Here is a 17,666-nt window from a genome sequence, read left to right on the forward strand (position 1 = left end):
TCGCACGGGGCAGCTTCCGCGACCGTTCTCCCGACCACACAGGAGCAGTTCTTATGACCTCCCGTCCGACCACACAGGAGCAGCTCCCATGACCCCCCGCCCCACCGGCCTGGTCGCCATCCTGCGCGGCATCACCCCCGCCGACGCCGTCGCGGTCGCCGAGGCGGTCTTCGCCGCGGGGTTCGACGCCGTCGAGGTGCCGCTCAACTCCCCGGACCCGCTGGAGTCGATCAGCCGGATCCGCGCCGCCGGACCGGCGGGCCGAAGGGTCGGCGCCGGCACCGTGCTCACCCCGGACGACGTCCGCCGGGCCGCCGACGCCGGGGCCTCGCTGATCGTCTCGCCGAACACGCGGGCCGACGTCGTTGCCGAGACGGTCCGGCTCGGGCTCGACAGCTACCCGGGGGCGGTAACGCCCACCGAGGCGTTCGCCGCGCTGGACGCGGGCGCTCGGGCGATCAAGCTCTTCCCCAGCACCGCCGTCGGCATCTCCGGGATGCGGGCCTGGGCCGCCGTCCTGCCCCCGGACACCGGACTGGTCCCCGTCGGCGGGGTCGACGCCGGGAACCTGGCGGACTGGGCCCGGGCGGGCGCGTCGGGCGCCGGGATCGGGACCTCCCTCTACCGTCCTGGCGACGCCGCGGACGCCGTCGGCGTGCGGGCCGCCGAGTACGTCCGGATCTGGGCGCAGTCCGCCGGCTAGGCCCGCCACAAACCCAGTTCCTGGCATGACCCGAAGGCGCGTCACGACCCGAAGGACAGTCACGACTCCAGACCCCGACACAACCCGGTCCACCTGCGAAAACGTCGCCAAGTACCGGCGAAGCCCGCCAAGCACGACGCCATGAAAGCGAAAGGCACCCCGTGAAGATCACGTCGATGACGACCTTCGTCCTCCCCCCGCGCTGGCTCTTCCTGAAGATCGAGACCGACCAGGGCATCGTCGGCTGGGGCGAGCCCGTGCTGGAGGGCCGCGCCGCGACCGTCGCGGCCGCCGTCGAGGAGCTCTCCGACTACCTGGTCGGCAAGGACCCCCGCCGCATCGAGGAGCACTGGACCGTCCTGTACCGGTCCGGGTTCTACCGGGGTGGCGGCATCCACATGAGCGCCCTGGCCGGGATCGACCAGGCGCTCTGGGACATCAAGGGCAAGGCCCTCGGCGTCCCGGTGCACGACCTGCTCGGCGGGCGCCTGCGCGACCGCATCAAGGTCTACTCCTGGATCGGCGGCGACCGGCCCGCCGAGACCGCCGCCCAGGCGAAGGACGCCGTCGAGCGGGGCTTCTCGGCCGTCAAGCTGAACGGGCCGGAGGAACTGCAGTACCTCGACTCGCGCGACAAGGTGGAGAAGGTGGTCGCCAACGTCGCGGCGGTCCGGGAGGCCGTCGGGCCGGACGTCGGCATCGGCGTCGACTTCCACGGGCGCGTGCACCGGCCCATGGCCAAGGTGCTGCTCGACGCGCTGGCGCCCTACCACCTGATGTTCGTCGAGGAGCCCGTGCTGTCCGAGCACGTGGACGGGATCGCCGACGTGCTGCGGAGCTCGACCACGCCGATCGCCCTCGGGGAGCGGCTGTACTCCCGGTGGGACTTCAAGAACGTGATCACCTCGGGCGTGGTCGACGTCATCCAGCCCGACCTCTCCCACGCGGGCGGCATCACCGAGGTGCGCAAGATCGCGGCCATGGCCGAGGCCTACGACATCGCCGTCGCCCCGCACTGCCCGCTCGGCCCGATCGCGCTCGCGGCCTGCCTGCAGCTCGACGCCGTCGCGTACAACGCGGTGATCCAGGAGCAGAGCCTCGGCATCCACTACAACACCGGAAACGACCTGCTCGACTACCTCATCGACCCGGGCGTGTTCGCCTACTCCGGCGGGTCGGTCACCATCCCGCGCGGCCCGGGCCTCGGCATCGAGGTGAACGAGGACTACGTGCGCGAGCGGGCGGCGGAGGGGCACCGCTGGCGCAACCCGGTCTGGCGGCACGACGACGGCTCGTTCGCCGAGTGGTGACCGCCGGTCTGGCCGCCCGGGCCCGCCCGTGCCCGCCGCCCCGGCGTCCGGCATACCGCGCGCATACCAGGCGCCGGACGTGCGGGACGTAACTCCGCCGTGGGGCGCCGGGCCGACGCCGGGCACATAGACTTGCCGCGTGTCGTCCACCGCCCCTGACAGCCAGCCGCAGACCCCTCGCCCGGTCATCGTCGTCGACTTCGGCGCACAGTACGCCCAGCTGATCGCGCGCCGCGTGCGCGAGGCCAAGGTGTACTCGGAGATCGTGCCGCACACCTGGACCGTCGAGCAGATGCTCGCCAAGGACCCGGCGGCCATCATCCTGTCCGGCGGGCCCTCGTCCGTGTACGCGGCGGGTGCCCCGTTCGTGGACCCCAAGCTGTTCGAGGCCGGCGTGCCCGTCATGGGCATCTGCTACGGCTTCCAGGCCATGGCGCAGGCGCTCGGCGGCGAGGTGGCGCAGACCGGGCTGAGCGAGTTCGGCGGCACGGAGGTCGAGGTGTGCACCTCCGGCGTGCTGCTCGCCGACACCCCCGAGCACCAGACGGCCTGGATGAGCCACGGCGACGCCGTGCACAAGGCCCCGGTCGGCTTCGAGGTGCTCGCGACGTCGGACGGCTCGCCCGTCGCCGCCTTCGAGGACACCCGGCGCCGCCTGTACGGCGTGCAGTGGCACCCCGAGGTGCGGCACTCCGCGCACGGCCAGCAGGTCCTCGAGCACTTCCTGTACGACGGCGCGGGGCTGGCCCCCGACTGGACGCCCGGCAATGTCATCGCCGACCAGGTGGCGGCCATCAAGGCGCAGATCGGTGACGCCCGCGTCATCTGCGCGCTGTCCGGCGGCGTCGACTCCGCCGTCGCCGCCGCGCTCGTGCAGCAGGCCGTCGGCGACCAGCTCACCTGCGTGCACGTGGACCACGGCCTCATGCGGGCCGGCGAGGTGGAGCAGATCGAGCGGGACTTCGTCGCGGCGACCGGCGTGAACCTCGTCATCCGCGACGAGAAGGAGCGGTTCCTGACGGCGCTCGCGGGCGTGAGCGACCCGGAGACCAAGCGCAAGATCATCGGCCGCGAGTTCATCCGCGTGTTTGAGGACGCGCAGCGCGACATCGTCGCCGACGCCGGCGCGCACGGCGAGGAGGTCAAGTTCCTCGTGCAGGGCACGCTGTACCCGGACGTCGTCGAGTCCGGCGGCGGCGAGGGTGCTGCCAACATCAAGAGCCACCACAACGTGGGCGGCCTGCCCGACGACCTGCAGTTCGAGCTGGTCGAGCCGCTGCGCACCCTGTTCAAGGACGAGGTCCGCGCGGTCGGCCGCGAGCTGGGCGTGCCCGAGGAGATCGTCTCGCGGCAGCCGTTCCCCGGCCCGGGCCTGGGCATCCGGATCGTCGGCGAGATCACGGCCGAGCGGCTGGAGGTCCTGCGCCGCGCCGACGCGATCGCCCGCGAGGAGCTGACGAAGGCCGGCCTGGACAACGAGATCTGGCAGTGTCCGGTGGTGCTGCTCGCCGACGTCCGCTCGGTGGGCGTCCAGGGCGACGGCCGCACCTACGGCCACCCGATCGTGCTGCGCCCGGTCTCGTCCGAGGACGCGATGACGGCGGACTGGACGCGCCTGCCCTACGACGTGCTGTCCACCATCTCGACGCGCATCACCAACGAGGTGCGCGAGGTCAACCGCGTGGTGCTCGACGTGACGAGCAAGCCGCCGGGCACCATCGAGTGGGAGTGACGTCCCGCGGCCCCGCTCCCGACCGGGAGCGGGGCCGCGGTCGTTTCCAGGGGTCGATTCACCGGCCGACGGGCGTCACGGGCGGCGGGCGCTACCAGCCCACGAGCCGCGCCCACGTCAGCCCGACGACGGTGCCGAGCAGCAGGTACGGCCCGAACGCGATGCCCGTCTTCCAGCCCGCCCGCCGCCCGAGCAGCAGGACTATCGCGACCACGCCCGCCAGGAGGTGCGCGGCGAACACGCCGACCAGGAGCGTGCCCCACGAGTGCCACGTCAGCACCGCGCCAAGGCTCAGGGCGAGCTTGACGTCGCCGTACCCGACGCCGCCGCTCGGGGCCACCAGGTAGAGCACCTGGTAGAGCGCGAAGAACGCGAGCGCGCCCAGCGCGGCCCGGCCGAGCGACCCCCACGCCCCCGTGCCGAGGGCGGCCACGGTGAGCAGCAGCGCCGTCGCCCAGGTCAGGGGGAACACGAGCGCGTTCGGCAGCCGGTGGGTGTGCGCGTCGATCACTCCGAGCGCCGCCCCTACGACGGCCAGCACGAGGTACGCCGGCGTGAGCCAGCCCGGCCCGCTCGCCCAGATCGCCCACCCGGCGGCCACCACGGCGACGACGCCGATCGTCCGCGCGTACGGCGCCACCTCGGCCCGGGCACGCATGTACTGCCGGACGACGAAGGGCTCGGCCGGGCTCGTCACCGCCGGGTCGCTGGGGGCCGCCGGGTCGCTGGGGCTCACCCCCGGAGGCTAACCGCGGCGCCACGCCGACGCACCAGAAGCCGCGCCGGCAGCGGCGTGCCCCCGGCGGGCGTCATGGTCCGCCGTCCTGCCTCGCGAACGGCAGCGTGAAGTGCAGCCGTCCGCCGCCCTCCGGCGTCGTCGTCAGCTCCAGGCTGCCGCCGCGGCCCTCGATCCGGGACCGGTGCCGTTCCAGGCCGCGCAGCGGCGGGGACGGCGTCGGCGGGCCCGCGCCGTCGTCGTCCACCCGGACGTCGAAGACCCACCGGCCGGACGCCGGGTCCAGGCGGGCGTCCGCGTGCACATGGACCGCGTGCGCGTGCCCGTGCTTGAGCGCGTTGGTCACGGCCTCCTCGACCGTGTAGACGGCGACCAGGCGTTCGGCGACCGGGATGGGACTCGGGTCCCGCGCGACGAGCCGGCCGTAGCCGGGGCCCAGCGTGACCGACGTCCTGATCGTCGTGGGCAGCCGGCCGAGCATGATCTCGATCGCCTGCACCGCGCCGAGGTTGGCGCCGCTGGGGAAGACGGCGTGGCTCAGGGAGCGCACGTCCTGCTCGCGCACCTCCTCCAGGCGTTCGGCCCACTCCCGCACGTCGGCGGCCGCGTGCTTGTCGCCCTGGGTGGCGAGCCGGTCGGCGAGCTGGTCCAGGCCCGCGGTCACCGTGACGAGGCGGTGCTGCAGCGTGCCGTGCAGCTCGTCGGCGACCATGCGGCGCACGCGCAGCTCCTCGGCCTGCAGCTCGTCCACGGCCCGCGCGGCCCGGGCGTGCTCCTCCTGCCGACGGCGTTCCTCGGTGCGCGCCCGGTCGATCAGCACGGCGGCGACCAGGGCCATGACGACGGCGACTACACCCGTGACCATCCCGACCGCCCACTCCACCGCGAGATAGAGATAGTTCGACGGCGTCGTGCCGAGCGCCAGCAGCGCCACGACGCGCGCCACCGCCGCGACCGCCGAGACCACCGCTGTGCCGACGATCCGGGCCGACCACGTGCGGGACATCGGCCGCAGCGCGAAGGCCCCGACGATGACGAGCAGCCCGAACGCGAGATTCACCATCGTGAGCGCCAGCCCCTCGGCCGCGACGCCGAGGAGGCCGCGCCCGCGCCCTGCGGTCGCCAGGCCGCCCCAGCCCGCCCACTGGGCGAGGCTGAGCAGGGCGAAGACGACGAAGTTGAGCGCGGCGAAGAACAGCGCGACCCGGTCGCGGGACTTGGACGGCAGCACGGACGCCGCCGTGCGTCGTTGCGGCGTCCGCTCGCCCTCGCGCACCACGGGCTACCCCTCGGACTCGGGGGCGCTGAAGCGTCCGGGCTCGTCGGGCCGCTCGGCGGGCATGGTTTTCTCCCCGGGATATGGCGCCGCGCGGGCGCGGGCGGCGCTTGGACCAGGACTGTCTTCAGGCTCGCACGCCAAGCCGCCGACGGCGACGCCAGGGACCTACGCCGCCGACCGCACCGCGTGCACGACGAGGTTCTCGGTGGCGAAGCCGGTGGTGCCATACCGCTGCAGGCAGGTGATGACGACGAGCCGGTCGTCCCCGTCGGGGTGGTAGCCCCACACGCTCGGCGCATCGGCCGTCTTGTTCTTGTCCAGCACCTCGGCGCCGGTGACGACGTAGGCCACGCGGTCGACCACGAGCGGGTCACCGGGCTGGACGAGCACGGCCGGCTCGGCCGAGCCGGGCTCGAAGAACGCGTTCCCGGGCGCGCGGCCCTCGCGCACGGCGTGCATGGCGACGACGCGGGCCCGGGTGCCGTCCGCTGAGGTGCGGTCGGCGTCGCGGAGGAGGAACGCGTCGGTCAGGGTGGGCGGGTTGAGCGTGGCGCCCGCCGACATCTCGACCAGCGGGACGTCCAGGTCCTGGGCCGGCGCCTGGAACCGGCCTCCCGTGGGCCGCGGGTCGGCCGCCGCGACGTCGGGTGCCTCGTCGAGCACGGCGCAGCGTCCGTCGAGGTCGCGGTAGGCGGTGTCGCAGGCCGGGTCCTCGCCCAGCGCGACCCACGCCGTCGCCGCGGCGCCGACGAGGGCGACCGTGAGGGCGCCGCCCAGGATGCGGCGGACCCAGCCCCTCACCGGTGCACCTCGACGGTCGCCGGCCGCGCCCGGCGGCGCAGCATCCGTGCGCTCACCCCGGCCAGTGCGGTCAGGGCGGCGGCGACCAGCAGCAGCCACGTCCGTCCGTCCGAGAAGGCGTCTCCGCCCGTGTCCGCGACGATCCCCGAGCCGTCGGCCGTGGCGGCCGAGTCGTCGGTCTGGTCCGTGCTCTCGTCCGTGCCGGTGCCGGTGTCAGTGCCGCTGCCGCTGCCGGTGTCGGCGTCGGCGGCTCCGCCGGAGCCGTCACCCTGGGCAGTCCCGCCGCCCTGCCCGGCGCCGCCCTGTCCGCCGTCCCCCTGTCCGCCATCGCCCCCGCCGGGCGTGTCCCCGACGATCCGCAGGCTGACGTCGAAGGAGAACACCCGCTCGCCGACGAGGGCGTGGTTGCCGCTCGTGGCCTCGACGGGAAACTCGAAGCTCACCGGGACGTCGACGGTCGCGCCCCGCGCCAGCTCGGCCTCGTGGACCACCGTCGTGCCGCCCTCCAGCTCGGCGGCGGGGATCCCGTTGATGGTGAGGTCGTCGTAGAAGCTGTCGTCGATCCAGGCGGGGTCGGTGGGATTGCGGTGCGCCACGGCGTTGACGATGCTCGCGGTGAGCGTGCCCGACGTCGGCCCCTCGTTGCGTACGCGGATGGTCGACCGCCCCGAGTCGCCGGGGACGACCACGAGCTCCCCGAGGAGCGAGCCGTCCACGACGATCGAGTCGGTGGACCTGACCGCCCCGCTCAGGCGCACCAGGACCGTCCCGTCGTCGGCTCGCTCCACGGTTGCGGGAGCCGGGTTCTCGCTCGCGACGGTCTGCGTCACGGCCGACGGCGTGGTGCCGCCGGTGCTCGCAGCGGCCTGGGCGGCGGTTCCGGTGCCGCCGACGGCGAGCGCGGTCGCCAGCGCGATGGTCGCGTATCGGATGCGGTGGGTGGACATCACTGGGCCTGCTCTCGTCGGTCGGCGCGCCGGGAACGGTCCGGCGTCACTATCGACACGACGCCGTACAGGATGAGGCCGATCGCGCCGACGGTCACGGCGGTCGGGCCCCACGACACGTTGGTGGCGTGGCCGACCATCGGGATGGAGTACACGACCCGGCCCATCACCTGGCCGGGGACGATGGGATCGTCGTCGGTGCCGTTGGCGTCACCGCGCGTGACGAAGCCGGCGACCCCCTCGCCGCCCCATGCGACCTCGACCACCCGGTGGGTCACCAGCGTGGGGTCGTCGGAGACGGGCTGGAACGTGATGATGTCGCCGACCTCGACGTCCGCCGGCTCGACCGGCCGCACCACGACGACGTCGCCGGGCGAGAAGAGGGGCTCCATCGAGCCGGTCAGCACCGTGAGCGGGGTGGCGCCGAGGATCTTGGGGACCACGATCGCGGCCCCCGCGAGGGCGAGCATGGCGACCATGACCACGCCGAGCAGCACGGAGGCGACCGTGCCGCCCACGGTGCGCCGGCGCGCGGCCGGGACGCTCTGGGGCTGGGTCGTCGTCTGCGTCGTCATGACGTGCTCCCTTCGAGCCAGGCGACGATCTCGGCCACCGGGACCTCGTTCGCGGCGGCCCACTCCTCGATCTCGGCGGGCAGCTCGGTGGGGTCGACGGTCTTGACATCGATGCCGGCGTGGTCTAGGACGGCGCGCAGGTCCTGCGCCCAGTCGGGCTCCGGTACGACGTCGGACTCGGGCTGGGCGTCGCGGTCCGCGGTATCGGCCGGCGCGTCCTCCGCCGGCGCCGCATCGTCCGCCGACCCAGCGTCATCCGCTGACTCCGGCTCCTGCGCGGACTCCGGCTCCTGGGCCGGCTCCGAATCCTGTGCGGGCTCCGAGTCCTGCTCGGCTTGCCCGTCGGACTCCGGCGAGGCCGACTCCTCGACAGACTCCGCCTCGTCGCTCGGGGATGACGTCGCCCCGTCGTCCTCGGTCGACGTCGATTCACTGCCCTGGGACGACGTCGCCTCGTCGTCCTCGGACGCCCCCGACGTGTCCGTGCCCTCCGACGTGCTGTCGGCGCCGCCCTCGGACGGCTCCGGGCTCGTGTCGCCCGCGGCCGAGTCGGCGGCGAGCGCCGACGCCGAGACCGTGCCGATCGACGGGACGGCCGCCGAGTCGTCGTCGCTCCAGCGTCCCGCGTCCGCCGTGTCGTCCGAGCCGGATCTGATCTGGTCGAGCGTCGCGACAAGGTCGCCTCCCCCGAAGAGGAAGGAGGGGACCGCGGCGCCGCTGGCCCTCGTGACCTGCGTGACGGCGAACGTGACGGGGACCTCGACGGTCCCGTCGACCGCCTCGACCACGGGCAGGTCCGTGGAACCCGGCCAGGTGCCGCCCTCCGGGACGACGCCCACCACCAGCTCGTCGGTGCGCCCGTCGACGGTCAGGCCGTGGTCGCCGAGCTCGATGCTCACGGACGTGGGCACGCCGTCCGACACGTCGACGTCGGTGTCCTCGTCGAAGCGGAGCCGCAGGACCGAGGCGAGGTTGTCGCCGGCGACCTGCGCCGAGACCGTGTACGAGAAGGTCGAGACGTACTTGCGCGCGGCGGGCTGGTCCGAACGTGTGACGGAGACGTCGAGGCTGCCCGCCGTGATGGTGCCGCCGTCGACCCGTGCCCCGTCGCTCCAGGCCGCCGCGGTGGTGCCGGTCCCGCTCAGGACCAGGGCTGCCGTCAGCGCGCCCGCGGCGAGGCTGAGCGCGTGCTTCATGGTGGATCACTCCTTGACGTGAGGCTGGTGCGGGCGTGCCCCGGGCCGCCTGGTGGGCCGGCCCGGGGCGCGTCGCGCGGGGCGCGACTGCTGGTACGCGGTCAGCGCATCTGCTTGAGCGTGACGTCGACCTGGCTCAGCGTCGCCGAGGTGTCGATCAGGTCCTGGCCGCTGGTGCCGCTCGGGAAGTTCGCGACGACGTAGGCACGCAGGGTGGTGGTGCCCTCGTTGAGGTCCAGCTTCACGGTGTCGCCCAGCGTCCCGGAGCTCAGGACCCGGATGAAGTTGCCGGCGCCGTCCTCCTCCACGACCACGGTCCGCACCCCGAGGCCCTGGGCGAGGGTCCCGCTCAGGCCGCTCGGGACGTCGACGTTGAGGCCGGCCGCGATGTTGTCGCCCCGCACGGTGGCCTCAACGGTTGCCTCGCCGAGGACGAAGTCACCCGGCACGGCCTCCCAGCTCCCCAGGTTGATCGAGTGGCCGGTGACGTCGCCGGAGAGCGAGCCGAACTCGGTGGTGACGCCGGAGGGCAGGGTGGTCTCGGCGCCGAAGTCCACGTCGTCCCAGGAGAAGTCGCTCCAGATCACGGAGGCGTCGGGCCGGTCCTGCGAGGCGTCGTACCACGACATGCTGTCGCTCACGGAGACGTCCAGCGTGCCGGCCTGGATGGTGCCGCCCTGGACGGTCTCGCCGTCGGACCACAGCGCGAACGTGCCGCCCGCACCGAGCAGCAGCGCGCCGCCCGCGACACCGGCGATGATTCCCTTGGTCTTCTTGTTCATGGTCTGTTCCTTCACCTGGTTGCTGGTCGAGACCGGTCGGAACGCCCTGAGCGCGGTGACCCGTTCTCGCCGCCCCGCCGTGGGGCGTACCAAGAGACTCGCCGGGCTGGCGGCGCCCGGACGGCGCGCTTCGGGGCAACCTCGCACGGGTTTGCGTGGTAGCACGCACGCCAGGCGCCGAGAATGGGGTGCATGGTGACGCCAGTCACGCGCGTGAGCATCGTGGAGGACGAGGCGCTGATCCGGGGCATGCTGGAGGAGACGCTGACCGGTCAGGGCGCCATCCGCGTCGTCCACTCTGTGCCCGGTGTGCAGGAGGCGCGGCTGATGATCACGCCGGGCACCAGCGACGTCGCGGTGCTCGACGTGAACCTGCCCGACGGCAACGGGGTCTCCCTGGGGCTGCAGCTCCAGCGTGCCGACCCCGGCCTGGCGGTGATGCTGCTGTCCAGCGAGGACGTGATGGGCCTGTTCACGACGGTGCAGGACGAGGCGCCCAAACCGTGGTCCTACCTGTCGAAGCGCTCGAGCTTCGCCCGCGACGTGCTGGTCCGCGCCGTGGTGGCCACAGCCAACGGCCAGGTGGTCCTCGACCCGTACCTCGTCCAGCGCTCGACGCCGCGCGACGGCACCGCCGTCGCCGGACTGACCCCGGCGCAGTTCGACGTGCTGCGGCTCGTCGCGGAGGGGTGGTCCAACCAGGGCGTGGCCGACCGGATCGGCATCAACCAGCGCTCGGTCGAGAGCCACCTCAACGCGATCTACCAGCGGCTGGGCATTGACGCGGCGGACCACAACCGGCGCGTCGCGGCCGTCCTGGCGTTCCTGGAGCAGACGGGCCGCACCTGGCGCGGCTGAGGCCGGCGCCCGGCCTCCGAGGCCGGCGCGCGCAGCCGGGCTTAGGCGCAGGAGGCTGGCTCGTCCTGCCGGGCCCAGGCGCAGGCAGCGCGGTTCAGGCCCGCGTCAGCGCGGCCGCCTCCGCGTAGGCCCGGTCCGTCGCGGCCAGCACCTCCGGCCAGGTCACGTCCGACGGCGGCGTCGTCGTGCCCGCCAGCAGCCGGTCCAGGAGCTCCGGCTCGGTTGCGAGCCGGACGAGCGCGGCCGCCAGCGCGTCGTCGTCGGGCACCACGAGGCCCGTGGCGCCGTCGGCCACGCGTTCCGCGACGCCCGAGCTGGCGCGGGTGACCACCGTGAGCCCCGCGGCCTGTGCCTCCAGGGCGGCGAGGCCGAAGGCCTCGGCGACGGCGGGGGCGGCGAAGACGTCGGCGCGTGCGTAGAGCCGCTTCAGCTCGGTGGCGGTGAGGCGTCCGGGCAGGGAGACGAGATCGTGCAGCCCGCGCTTCGCGACGAACCGCAGCGCCGCCGCGCGCTCGGGGCCGTCGCCCGCAAGGGTCACGAACAGCGCGCCGTCCGGGAGGCGGGATGCGGCGTCCTCGACCGCGGCGAGCAGCGGCAGCATCCGCTTGCGTGGCGCGAACCGCGCCGCCGACACCACGTGCACGGCCGGGCCCTCGGGCCGCGCCCGCCGTTCGGTGCGCGGCACCCGCCACTCGTCGAGGTCGAGGCCGTTGGGCAGGACGGCGACGTCGGCCCCGCCGTCCGCGGTGCCGAGGATCCGGCGCAGCGGCCGGGCGGTCAGCTCGCTCACCGCCGACCAGCGCACGGGCCACCGCGACCACCCGGTCACGGCGTCGGCCGCGGCGAACAGCGGGAACGCCGTGCCCCACACGCTGTGCACGGTCAGCACGGCCGGCAGCCCGAGCCGGGTCACGGGCCGCAGCGCGGCCTGCACGGTCGGGGCGAGCACCCCCATGTGCAGGTGCACGACGTCGGGCCGCTCGCCCCGGGCGGTCGCCTCTCGCAGGCGCGTGGTCACGTGGGCGGTGGAGCGCGGGTGGACGGGCCAGCGGCCCGGGATGCGCGCCGCGATGCGGTGCACGGTGACGCCGTCCTCGACGGCGGTGCTCACCCCGTGCGCGCCGGGGGCGGCCGGCGTGGTCGTGATGACCTCGACGTCGTGCCCGGCCGCCACCTGCTGGGCGGCCAGGCGGCCGACCTGTGCCTCGATCCCGCCGAGCAGCGGGAGGTAGGTGTCCGACACATGGGTGATGCGCACGCTCGTCATCCTCGCACCGTGAGCCGGGACGCTCAGCACCACGCCGCGCGCGACAGGTGGACCGCACCTAGCGTTGAAGCATGGACGACTACACGAACGTCCCCGTCAAGGGGGCCAGGGGTGCTGGTGTGTTCGTGATCGTCGCCGGGATCGTCATGATCCTGGCGGGGGTTATCACATGGATCCTCGTCGCGAGCCAGCTCTCGGCGGAGCGGATCACCGTCTCCGAGGACTCCACGTTCCTGGGAGGCTTCCTCGCAGGTCAGCAGGTGCAGGGTCCGCTCACGGCCTACGCGCAGGCGGACATCATCAACGATCATGCCCTCGAGGCGTCGGGCGGGGCGACGTATGCAGAGCTGGCACAGGACGACCCCGTCCGCGACACCGTGATGCACGCGTCGTTCTTGCGTGCGTCGCTGTTCACCTCGGTGGTCGCGTTCGGGGTCTGCGCCCTGGTGGTCGGGCTCGGGATCGTCCTCGGCGTCATCGGTGGGGCGCTGCGGCGGCTGAGCAGGCCTGCCTAGCGCCGTCGGACGCTGGAGACCACCGAACCGACGACGAGGATCACGCCCGCCGCGCCCAGCAGCACGATCAGGGCGACGCCCAGGTCGAACACCACGCCGGCCGAGACCGCGAGGATCCCCAGCCCGACCGCTATCACGATCAGTCCCCAGACCGCCGTCGCGACGCGCGGTCCGCGCCGGGGCGCGACCTGGGTCGCGGGCTGCGCGGGCTGGGCCTGCTGTGCGGGCTGGCCCTGGTGGCCGGGCCCGTGGTGGACGGGCTGCCCTTGGTGGACGCCCCCCTGGTGGGCCGGCTGCGCGGGCGGTGCCTGGTAGGCCGGCTGTGCCGGAACAGGGCCGGTGCCGGGCGCCGGGGCAGCGGCCACGGGTGTGGCCGGGACCTCAGCGGTCTCGCGAGCCGTGTCCGTCTCGCGCACCACGTCGGTCTGGCCTGCCGGGCCCCCCACCGGCGTGAGCTGCTCGGTGTCGTCCGAGACCGGGGCGTCCTGGACGGCGTCCGTCCCCGCCTCCGCCTCGACCCGCGCCGCGGCGATGCCGTAGGCGGGGTGCACCTCGCCCTCGGGCGCCGGACCCTCGGGCGCCGGACCCTCCGGCGCAGGGCTCTCGGCCGCCACGCTTTCGGGCGCCGAAGCCTCGGGCGCCGAAGCCTCGGCCGCCTGCTCGGTCACGTCCTGCGCGATCTCCTGCGTCGGCGGTGTCGCCTGCGCGGGCAGCACCTCTGTCGTATCCGGTGTCTCCGGGTTCTTCGTGTCGTCCATGTTCTCGCTCGTGTCCTGGCCCTCGGGCCCGCCGGGGATCTCGCTCTGGTCCTTGTGGTCGTTCGTGTGCTCGGTCATGGCGTGCTCCCTCGGTTGCTGCTCTCGGAGACGACGACCTCGCCGGCCCCGGCCTCGATCTGGAGGCTGAGCACGGCGCCGTCGTCGGCGACTTCGTCGCTCTCGAAGTAGTCGTCGGAGCCGACGCCGGCCGCAGAGCGGTCCTGGTCGTCGACGTTCCACTGGACCGCCCCCGCCGCGACGGACGCGTAGGCCTCGACGGCCACGTCCTCCGGGACGATCACGACGGCCTGTCCGGCGCCGAGCTCGATGGGCACCTCGACGGGTTCGCCGGGCTCGACGCGGGACAGGTCGAGCTCCGACAGGTCGATGGTCGGGTCGCCCCAGCGGACGTAGAAGCCGTTCTCCGCCTCGCGGATGGTCTCGACGGTGATGGTGCCCTCGGTGATGGTGGCGGCCCGCGGGTTGTCGGAGTCGGTCACCAGTCCCTCGATCTCGCGCCCGCTCACCACGGCGTCGTCCACCCAGCGCGGGTCCACGCGGTCCGCGACCACGACGTATCCGAAGCCGAACAGGAGGGCGACGATCGCGAAGAACCCGAGCACGCCACTCGTGCGTCCGCGCAGGCCGGACACCAGGATGGCCACGCCGATCGCGACGGTCGCGAGGCCCAGCCAGGCCGCCGCGAAATCCGTGCGGCCGTCGAAGTAGCTCAGGCCGTTCAGGCGCTCCGCGCCCAGGAGCAGGGCGCCGAGCAGCAGGATCACACCGAAGGTGATGCCGACGGCGGTGCCGCCGGGGCCGCGCGAGGTGCGGCGCGGGGGCGGGCTGTAGACCGGCTGGGGCGGGACGGCGGGGCCGGGGCCCGGCCGGTACTGCGCCTGCGGCTGCGGCTGCCGGTACGGCGCCGGGCTCGTGCCGGTGGCCGGACCCGCGCCGGTCGCGTAGACCAGCCCGTCCGCCCGGCGGTAGTCGACCGGCGGGGCCGGGGTGAACGGCGCGGGTGTGCCGGGTGCGGGCGTCGCCCCGGGCGCGGTCGCCGTCCCCGGCATGGGGGTCGCGGTCGGCGTGCCGGACGGCGGTGGGCCCTGGCGCCGGGCCGCGTTGTTGTCGCGCTGCCGCTGGATGCCCTGGACGATCAGGTAGAGCAGCACGCCCAGGACGGTCACCCAGAAGAAGAAGGAGAGCCAGCCCCAGCCGTCGCCGTCGTCCCACCAGCCCAGCGGGCCGCCCCAGGCGAAGCCGACCAGGAAGACAGCCACCGCGCCGAGCATCGCGACGTCGAAGTTGCCGCGGACGGCCTCCTGCAGGTGGATGCGGCCGTCACGCTCGGGGAGCAGCGCCCAGCCGACGCCGTACAGGATCAGGCCGAGGCCGCCGAGGAAGAAGCTCACGATCAGCAGGCCGCGCACCAGCAGCGGGTCCCAGCCGATCCGCTCGGCGAGGCCGCCGGCGACGCCACCCACCCAGCGCTGGTCGGACCGCGGGAACAGGCCGCGGCGGATCGAGGCGAAGAAGCCGGATTCCGGGTAGGGCCGCTGCCCGGCCGGGAGGGACGCAGGGTCGGCCCTGGGGCCGGCCGCTGGGTCGGTTGCCGGATCGGCCGCAGGGCCGGCCGGGGCTGCGGGGTCCGGGCCGACGGACTTGGCGTCGGCCGGGCCGCCCGGTTCACTGGTGGCGTCCACGGGACGCGTCTCGTCGGTGCTCATGGTGTCCATGCTGGTCCTCCGGCGGCCGATCAGGCATCGGGACCTGCCCTGAACCGACCCTGGTTAGGCCTCCGCGGGACCCTGAGATCCGCCCCGGGGCGTGTTCAGGGGGCCTCGGACGTGTGACGATCAGGGGGTGAAGCAACGACTGACCCTCCGCAGGCCGGGCAAGGCCGGGCCGGGCTACAGCGGCCGCTGGGTGGCCGGTGTGGCCGCCGGGCTGGCGGCGCACACGGGCCTGCCCGTGTGGCTGGTCCGCCTGGGGTTCATCGCGCTCACCGTGTTCGCGGGCGCCGGCCTGGTGGTCTACGTCTTCTGGTGGGTGACCATCCCCGCCGGAGTGCCCACCGTGCCCGACGTGGTGCCCACCGAACGCCGTCGGCTCGCCCCGCGCCTGACCACGGCGCCCGTCGACGACGGGACCACCACCGCGTCGCTCGCCCAGCGCGTGCGGCTGTCCGGGCCCGTGTCGCGGCTGGCGGTGCGGGACATCTGGATCGGCGTGGCGCTGCTGTCGAGCGCCGCGCTCATGCTCGCGATCCGCGCGGACTGGGACCCGGTCGCGTCGTGGGTGCTGCCGGCGCTCATCGGCCTCGGCGGCGTCGCGCTGGCGTGGAGCCAGATCGACGCGACCGAGCGGGACCGGTGGGTGGGCGGCACGGGCTCCGGCCTGCGGTCGCGCGCGGCGCTGCTGCGGCTCGCCGGGGGCGTGGTGCTCACCATGCTCGGCGTGCTGATGCTCGTGGGCCAGGACACCCCCGTGAGCGTGATGATGCAGGCCACCGTGGCGTCGGTGGCCGTGGTGGCCGGCGTCGTGCTCGTGTCGGTGCCGTGGTGGTTCCGGCTGGTGCGCCAGCTCGGCGACGAGCGCGCCGCCCGCGCGCGCGAGTCCGAGCGCGCCGACATCGCCGCCCACCTGCACGACTCCGTGCTCCAGACCCTCGCGCTGATCCGCGCCCAGGCGTCCGACCCCGAGGCCGTGTCCCGCATGGCCCGCGCCCAGGAGCGCGAGCTGCGCGGGTGGCTCTACGACGACCGGCGGGAGCCGGGCACGTCGGTGGCCACGGAGCTGAAGGACCTGGTGGCCGAGATCGAGGACGCCGTCGCCCCGCTCACCGTCGACACCGTGGTGGTGGGCGACTGCCCGCCGACGGAGTACACGTCCGCGCTGCTGCAGGCCGTGCGCGAGGCGCTGCTCAACGCCTTCAAGCACGGCAGGCCGCCCGTCTCGGTGTACCTGGAGATCGCCGACGATGTGGCCGAGGCGTTCGTCCGCGACCGGGGCGACGGGTTCGACCTCGACGAGATCGCGCTGGACCGGTTCGGGGTGCGCGAGTCGATCCTCGGCCGGGTCCGCCGTCGTGGCGGCACCGCCGAGGTGGTGAGCCGCGCGGGCTGGGGCACCGAGGTGCGGCTGCGGATGCCGTTGGAGAAGATGCCGGCGAACGGTGAGCGGAAGCCGCCGGCGAACGGCGACAAGAAGACCGAGAAGAACGGCAGGGCGCGGGCGGCGACCTCCCCCGGTGCCGTGCCCACCAGTGCGGAAGGTGCGAGACGATGACTACCCAGGCGACGGCGTCGAGCAGCGGGATGGTGTCGCTCCCCGTGCCCGTGGTGCTCGTGGACGACCACCACCTCTTCCGCACGGGCGTGCGGGCCTCCCTGGACGACCGCGTGACCGTGGTGGGCGAGGCGTCGGACGTCGACTCGGCGGTGGCGCAGGTGCACGAGCACCGCCCGCCCGTCGTGCTGCTCGACGTGCACCTCCCCGGCGGCAACGGCGGCGGTGGCGCGGAGGTGGTGCAGCGCTGCACCGACCTGCTCGCGGAGGGCGTGCGGTTCCTCGCGCTCTCGGTGTCCGACGCCGCGGAGGATGTCGTCTCCGTGATCCGCGCCGGGGCGCGCGGCTACGTCACCAAGAACATCGCGCCGTCCGAGCTCTCGTCCGCCGTCGTACAGGTGGCGGGCGGCGACGCCGTCTTCTCGCCGCGGCTGGCCGGGTTCGTGCTGGATGCGTTCGGCGCGTCCGCCAACGACATCGCCGTGGCCGACGACGAGCTCGACCGCCTCTCGAAGCGCGAGCAGGAGGTCATGCGGCTCATCGCGCGCGGCTACTCCTACCGCGAGGTGGCGGGCGAGCTGTTCATCTCGATCAAGACCGTGGAGACGCATGTCTCGGCGGTGCTGCGCAAGCTGCAGCTCTCCTCGCGGTACGAGCTGACGCGGTGGGCGGTGGCGCGGAGGCTGCTCTGAGCTGGTGCCTTGGGTGGGCGGGCGGGGCTCGGCGGAGGTGATGCTCGCGAGTTCGGTCCGTTGCTCTTGCGGGAGCCCTCCAGTTCGGTCAGTTGCTCGGTGGCCGCGGCCAGTTCGGTCCGTTGCCTTGAGATCGGTCCAGCGCTGGACCGATCTCAAGGCAAACGACCGAACTCAGCGATGGGCGGCATCAAAGGGCCGAACTCAGTGAGCTCGCGGTTGCGCTA

17 protein-coding genes are annotated in these 17,666 nt (G+C 73.9%); 7 read left to right on the top strand and 10 right to left on the bottom strand.

Translation table 11 applies throughout. The features are described from left to right. Positions 1-88 precede the first annotated feature (88 nt). The 3 genes from AC0QU1_RS04145 to guaA all read left to right on the top strand — a co-directional run bounded on the left by AC0QU1_RS04145 (position 89) and on the right by guaA (position 3,745). Positions 89-703 (top strand): 2-dehydro-3-deoxy-6-phosphogalactonate aldolase, encoded by a 615-nt coding sequence (locus AC0QU1_RS04145; protein ID WP_483574572.1) that lies wholly within the window; start codon positions 89-91, stop codon positions 701-703. Between the two features lie 176 nt (positions 704-879). Next, complete coding sequence (dgoD, locus tag AC0QU1_RS04150; protein ID WP_483616382.1) at positions 880-2,013, top strand: galactonate dehydratase; 1,134 nt, start codon at positions 880-882, stop codon at positions 2,011-2,013. 139 nt (positions 2,014-2,152) lie between these two features. Beyond that, the gene (guaA, locus tag AC0QU1_RS04155; protein WP_483574574.1) at positions 2,153-3,745 is read left to right on the top strand and encodes a glutamine-hydrolyzing GMP synthase; all 1,593 of its coding nucleotides are present in this window, start codon (positions 2,153-2,155) and stop codon (positions 3,743-3,745) included. Positions 3,746-3,836: 91 nt separating this feature from the next. On the opposite strand, the gene AC0QU1_RS04160 is transcribed toward guaA, so the two are convergent. The 7 genes from AC0QU1_RS04160 to AC0QU1_RS04190 form a co-directional block, all read right to left on the bottom strand. After that, on the bottom strand, positions 3,837-4,481 hold the full coding sequence (locus AC0QU1_RS04160; RefSeq protein WP_483574576.1) for a prepilin peptidase: 645 nt from the start codon (positions 4,479-4,481) through the stop codon (positions 3,837-3,839). Between the two features lie 73 nt (positions 4,482-4,554). Next, positions 4,555-5,760: a sensor histidine kinase gene (locus tag AC0QU1_RS04165; RefSeq protein ID WP_483574578.1), complete on the bottom strand. Its 1,206-nt coding sequence runs from the start codon at positions 5,758-5,760 to the stop codon at positions 4,555-4,557. 165 nt (positions 5,761-5,925) lie between these two features. After that, the gene (locus AC0QU1_RS04170; protein ID WP_483574580.1) at positions 5,926-6,561 is read right to left on the bottom strand and encodes a sortase family protein; all 636 of its coding nucleotides are present in this window, start codon (positions 6,559-6,561) and stop codon (positions 5,926-5,928) included. Beyond that, the gene (locus tag AC0QU1_RS04175) at positions 6,558-7,508 is read right to left on the bottom strand and encodes a hypothetical protein (protein ID WP_483574582.1); all 951 of its coding nucleotides are present in this window, start codon (positions 7,506-7,508) and stop codon (positions 6,558-6,560) included. Before AC0QU1_RS04175 ends, AC0QU1_RS04170 begins: the two co-directional genes overlap by 4 nt. Continuing rightward, entirely contained in the window at positions 7,508-8,083 is a 576-nt protein-coding gene (locus AC0QU1_RS04180; RefSeq protein ID WP_483574583.1) for a signal peptidase I, read from the bottom strand. Before AC0QU1_RS04180 ends, AC0QU1_RS04175 begins: the two co-directional genes overlap by 1 nt. Beyond that, positions 8,080-9,279, bottom strand: a complete 1,200-nt coding sequence (locus AC0QU1_RS04185; protein WP_483574584.1) for a hypothetical protein — start codon at positions 9,277-9,279, stop codon at positions 8,080-8,082. The genes AC0QU1_RS04180 and AC0QU1_RS04185 overlap by 4 nt, the downstream gene beginning before the upstream one ends. Positions 9,280-9,380: 101 nt before the next feature. Then, complete coding sequence (locus AC0QU1_RS04190; RefSeq protein ID WP_483574585.1) at positions 9,381-10,061, bottom strand: alternate-type signal peptide domain-containing protein; 681 nt, start codon at positions 10,059-10,061, stop codon at positions 9,381-9,383. A 192-nt stretch (positions 10,062-10,253) separates the two neighbouring features. Here AC0QU1_RS04190 and AC0QU1_RS04195 point away from each other — a divergent pair, with 192 nt between their 5' ends. Further along, positions 10,254-10,919, top strand: coding sequence for a response regulator transcription factor (locus AC0QU1_RS04195; RefSeq protein ID WP_483574587.1), 666 nt, complete (start codon positions 10,254-10,256; stop codon positions 10,917-10,919). Between the two features lie 94 nt (positions 10,920-11,013). On the opposite strand, the gene AC0QU1_RS04200 is transcribed toward AC0QU1_RS04195, so the two are convergent. Then, positions 11,014-12,177 carry a glycosyltransferase family 4 protein gene (locus AC0QU1_RS04200; protein WP_483574589.1) on the bottom strand — a complete coding sequence of 388 codons (1,164 nt, stop codon included), beginning with the start codon at positions 12,175-12,177 and terminating at the stop codon, positions 11,014-11,016. Between the two features lie 80 nt (positions 12,178-12,257). On the opposite strand from AC0QU1_RS04200, the gene AC0QU1_RS04205 reads away from it, so the two are divergent. Next, the gene (locus AC0QU1_RS04205) at positions 12,258-12,701 is read left to right on the top strand and encodes an aromatic ring-opening dioxygenase LigA (RefSeq protein ID WP_483574591.1); all 444 of its coding nucleotides are present in this window, start codon (positions 12,258-12,260) and stop codon (positions 12,699-12,701) included. Here the strand turns inward: AC0QU1_RS04205 and AC0QU1_RS04210 are convergent. After that, on the bottom strand, positions 12,698-13,537 hold the full coding sequence (locus AC0QU1_RS04210) for a hypothetical protein (protein WP_483574593.1): 840 nt from the start codon (positions 13,535-13,537) through the stop codon (positions 12,698-12,700). The genes AC0QU1_RS04205 and AC0QU1_RS04210 overlap by 4 nt on opposite strands. Continuing rightward, entirely contained in the window at positions 13,534-15,186 is a 1,653-nt protein-coding gene (locus AC0QU1_RS04215) for a PspC domain-containing protein (RefSeq protein WP_483574595.1), read from the bottom strand. The genes AC0QU1_RS04210 and AC0QU1_RS04215 overlap by 4 nt, the downstream gene beginning before the upstream one ends. 136 nt (positions 15,187-15,322) lie before the next feature. Between AC0QU1_RS04215 and AC0QU1_RS04220 the strand changes: the two genes are divergently transcribed. Beyond that, complete coding sequence (locus AC0QU1_RS04220; protein ID WP_483574596.1) at positions 15,323-16,747, top strand: ATP-binding protein; 1,425 nt, start codon at positions 15,323-15,325, stop codon at positions 16,745-16,747. Beyond that, positions 16,744-17,439 carry a response regulator gene (locus AC0QU1_RS04225; protein WP_483574597.1) on the top strand — a complete coding sequence of 232 codons (696 nt, stop codon included), beginning with the start codon at positions 16,744-16,746 and terminating at the stop codon, positions 17,437-17,439. Before AC0QU1_RS04220 ends, AC0QU1_RS04225 begins: the two co-directional genes overlap by 4 nt. Positions 17,440-17,666: the final 227 nt, after the last annotated feature.

This window comes from Promicromonospora noduliphila (assembly GCF_056951025.1).

What these genes read in the sequence shown, in the direction of transcription:
- AC0QU1_RS04145 (WP_483574572.1), top strand. Translation starts at nt 89, where the DNA reads ATGACCCCCCGCCCCACCGGCCTGGTCGCCATCCTGCGCGGCATCACC.
- dgoD (WP_483616382.1), top strand. Translation starts at nt 880, where the DNA reads ATGACGACCTTCGTCCTCCCCCCGCGCTGGCTCTTCCTGAAGATCGAG.
- AC0QU1_RS04175 (WP_483574582.1), bottom strand. Translation starts at nt 7,508, where the DNA reads ATGTCCACCCACCGCATCCGATACGCGACCATCGCGCTGGCGACCGCG.
- AC0QU1_RS04180 (WP_483574583.1), bottom strand. Translation starts at nt 8,083, where the DNA reads ATGACGACGCAGACGACGACCCAGCCCCAGAGCGTCCCGGCCGCGCGC.
- AC0QU1_RS04185 (WP_483574584.1), bottom strand. Translation starts at nt 9,279, where the DNA reads ATGAAGCACGCGCTCAGCCTCGCCGCGGGCGCGCTGACGGCAGCCCTG.
- AC0QU1_RS04190 (WP_483574585.1), bottom strand. Translation starts at nt 10,061, where the DNA reads ATGAACAAGAAGACCAAGGGAATCATCGCCGGTGTCGCGGGCGGCGCG.
- AC0QU1_RS04195 (WP_483574587.1), top strand. Translation starts at nt 10,254, where the DNA reads ATGGTGACGCCAGTCACGCGCGTGAGCATCGTGGAGGACGAGGCGCTG.
- AC0QU1_RS04205 (WP_483574591.1), top strand. Translation starts at nt 12,258, where the DNA reads ATGGACGACTACACGAACGTCCCCGTCAAGGGGGCCAGGGGTGCTGGT.
- AC0QU1_RS04210 (WP_483574593.1), bottom strand. Translation starts at nt 13,537, where the DNA reads ATGACCGAGCACACGAACGACCACAAGGACCAGAGCGAGATCCCCGGC.
- AC0QU1_RS04215 (WP_483574595.1), bottom strand. Translation starts at nt 15,186, where the DNA reads ATGAGCACCGACGAGACGCGTCCCGTGGACGCCACCAGTGAACCGGGC.
- AC0QU1_RS04225 (WP_483574597.1), top strand. Translation starts at nt 16,744, where the DNA reads ATGACTACCCAGGCGACGGCGTCGAGCAGCGGGATGGTGTCGCTCCCC.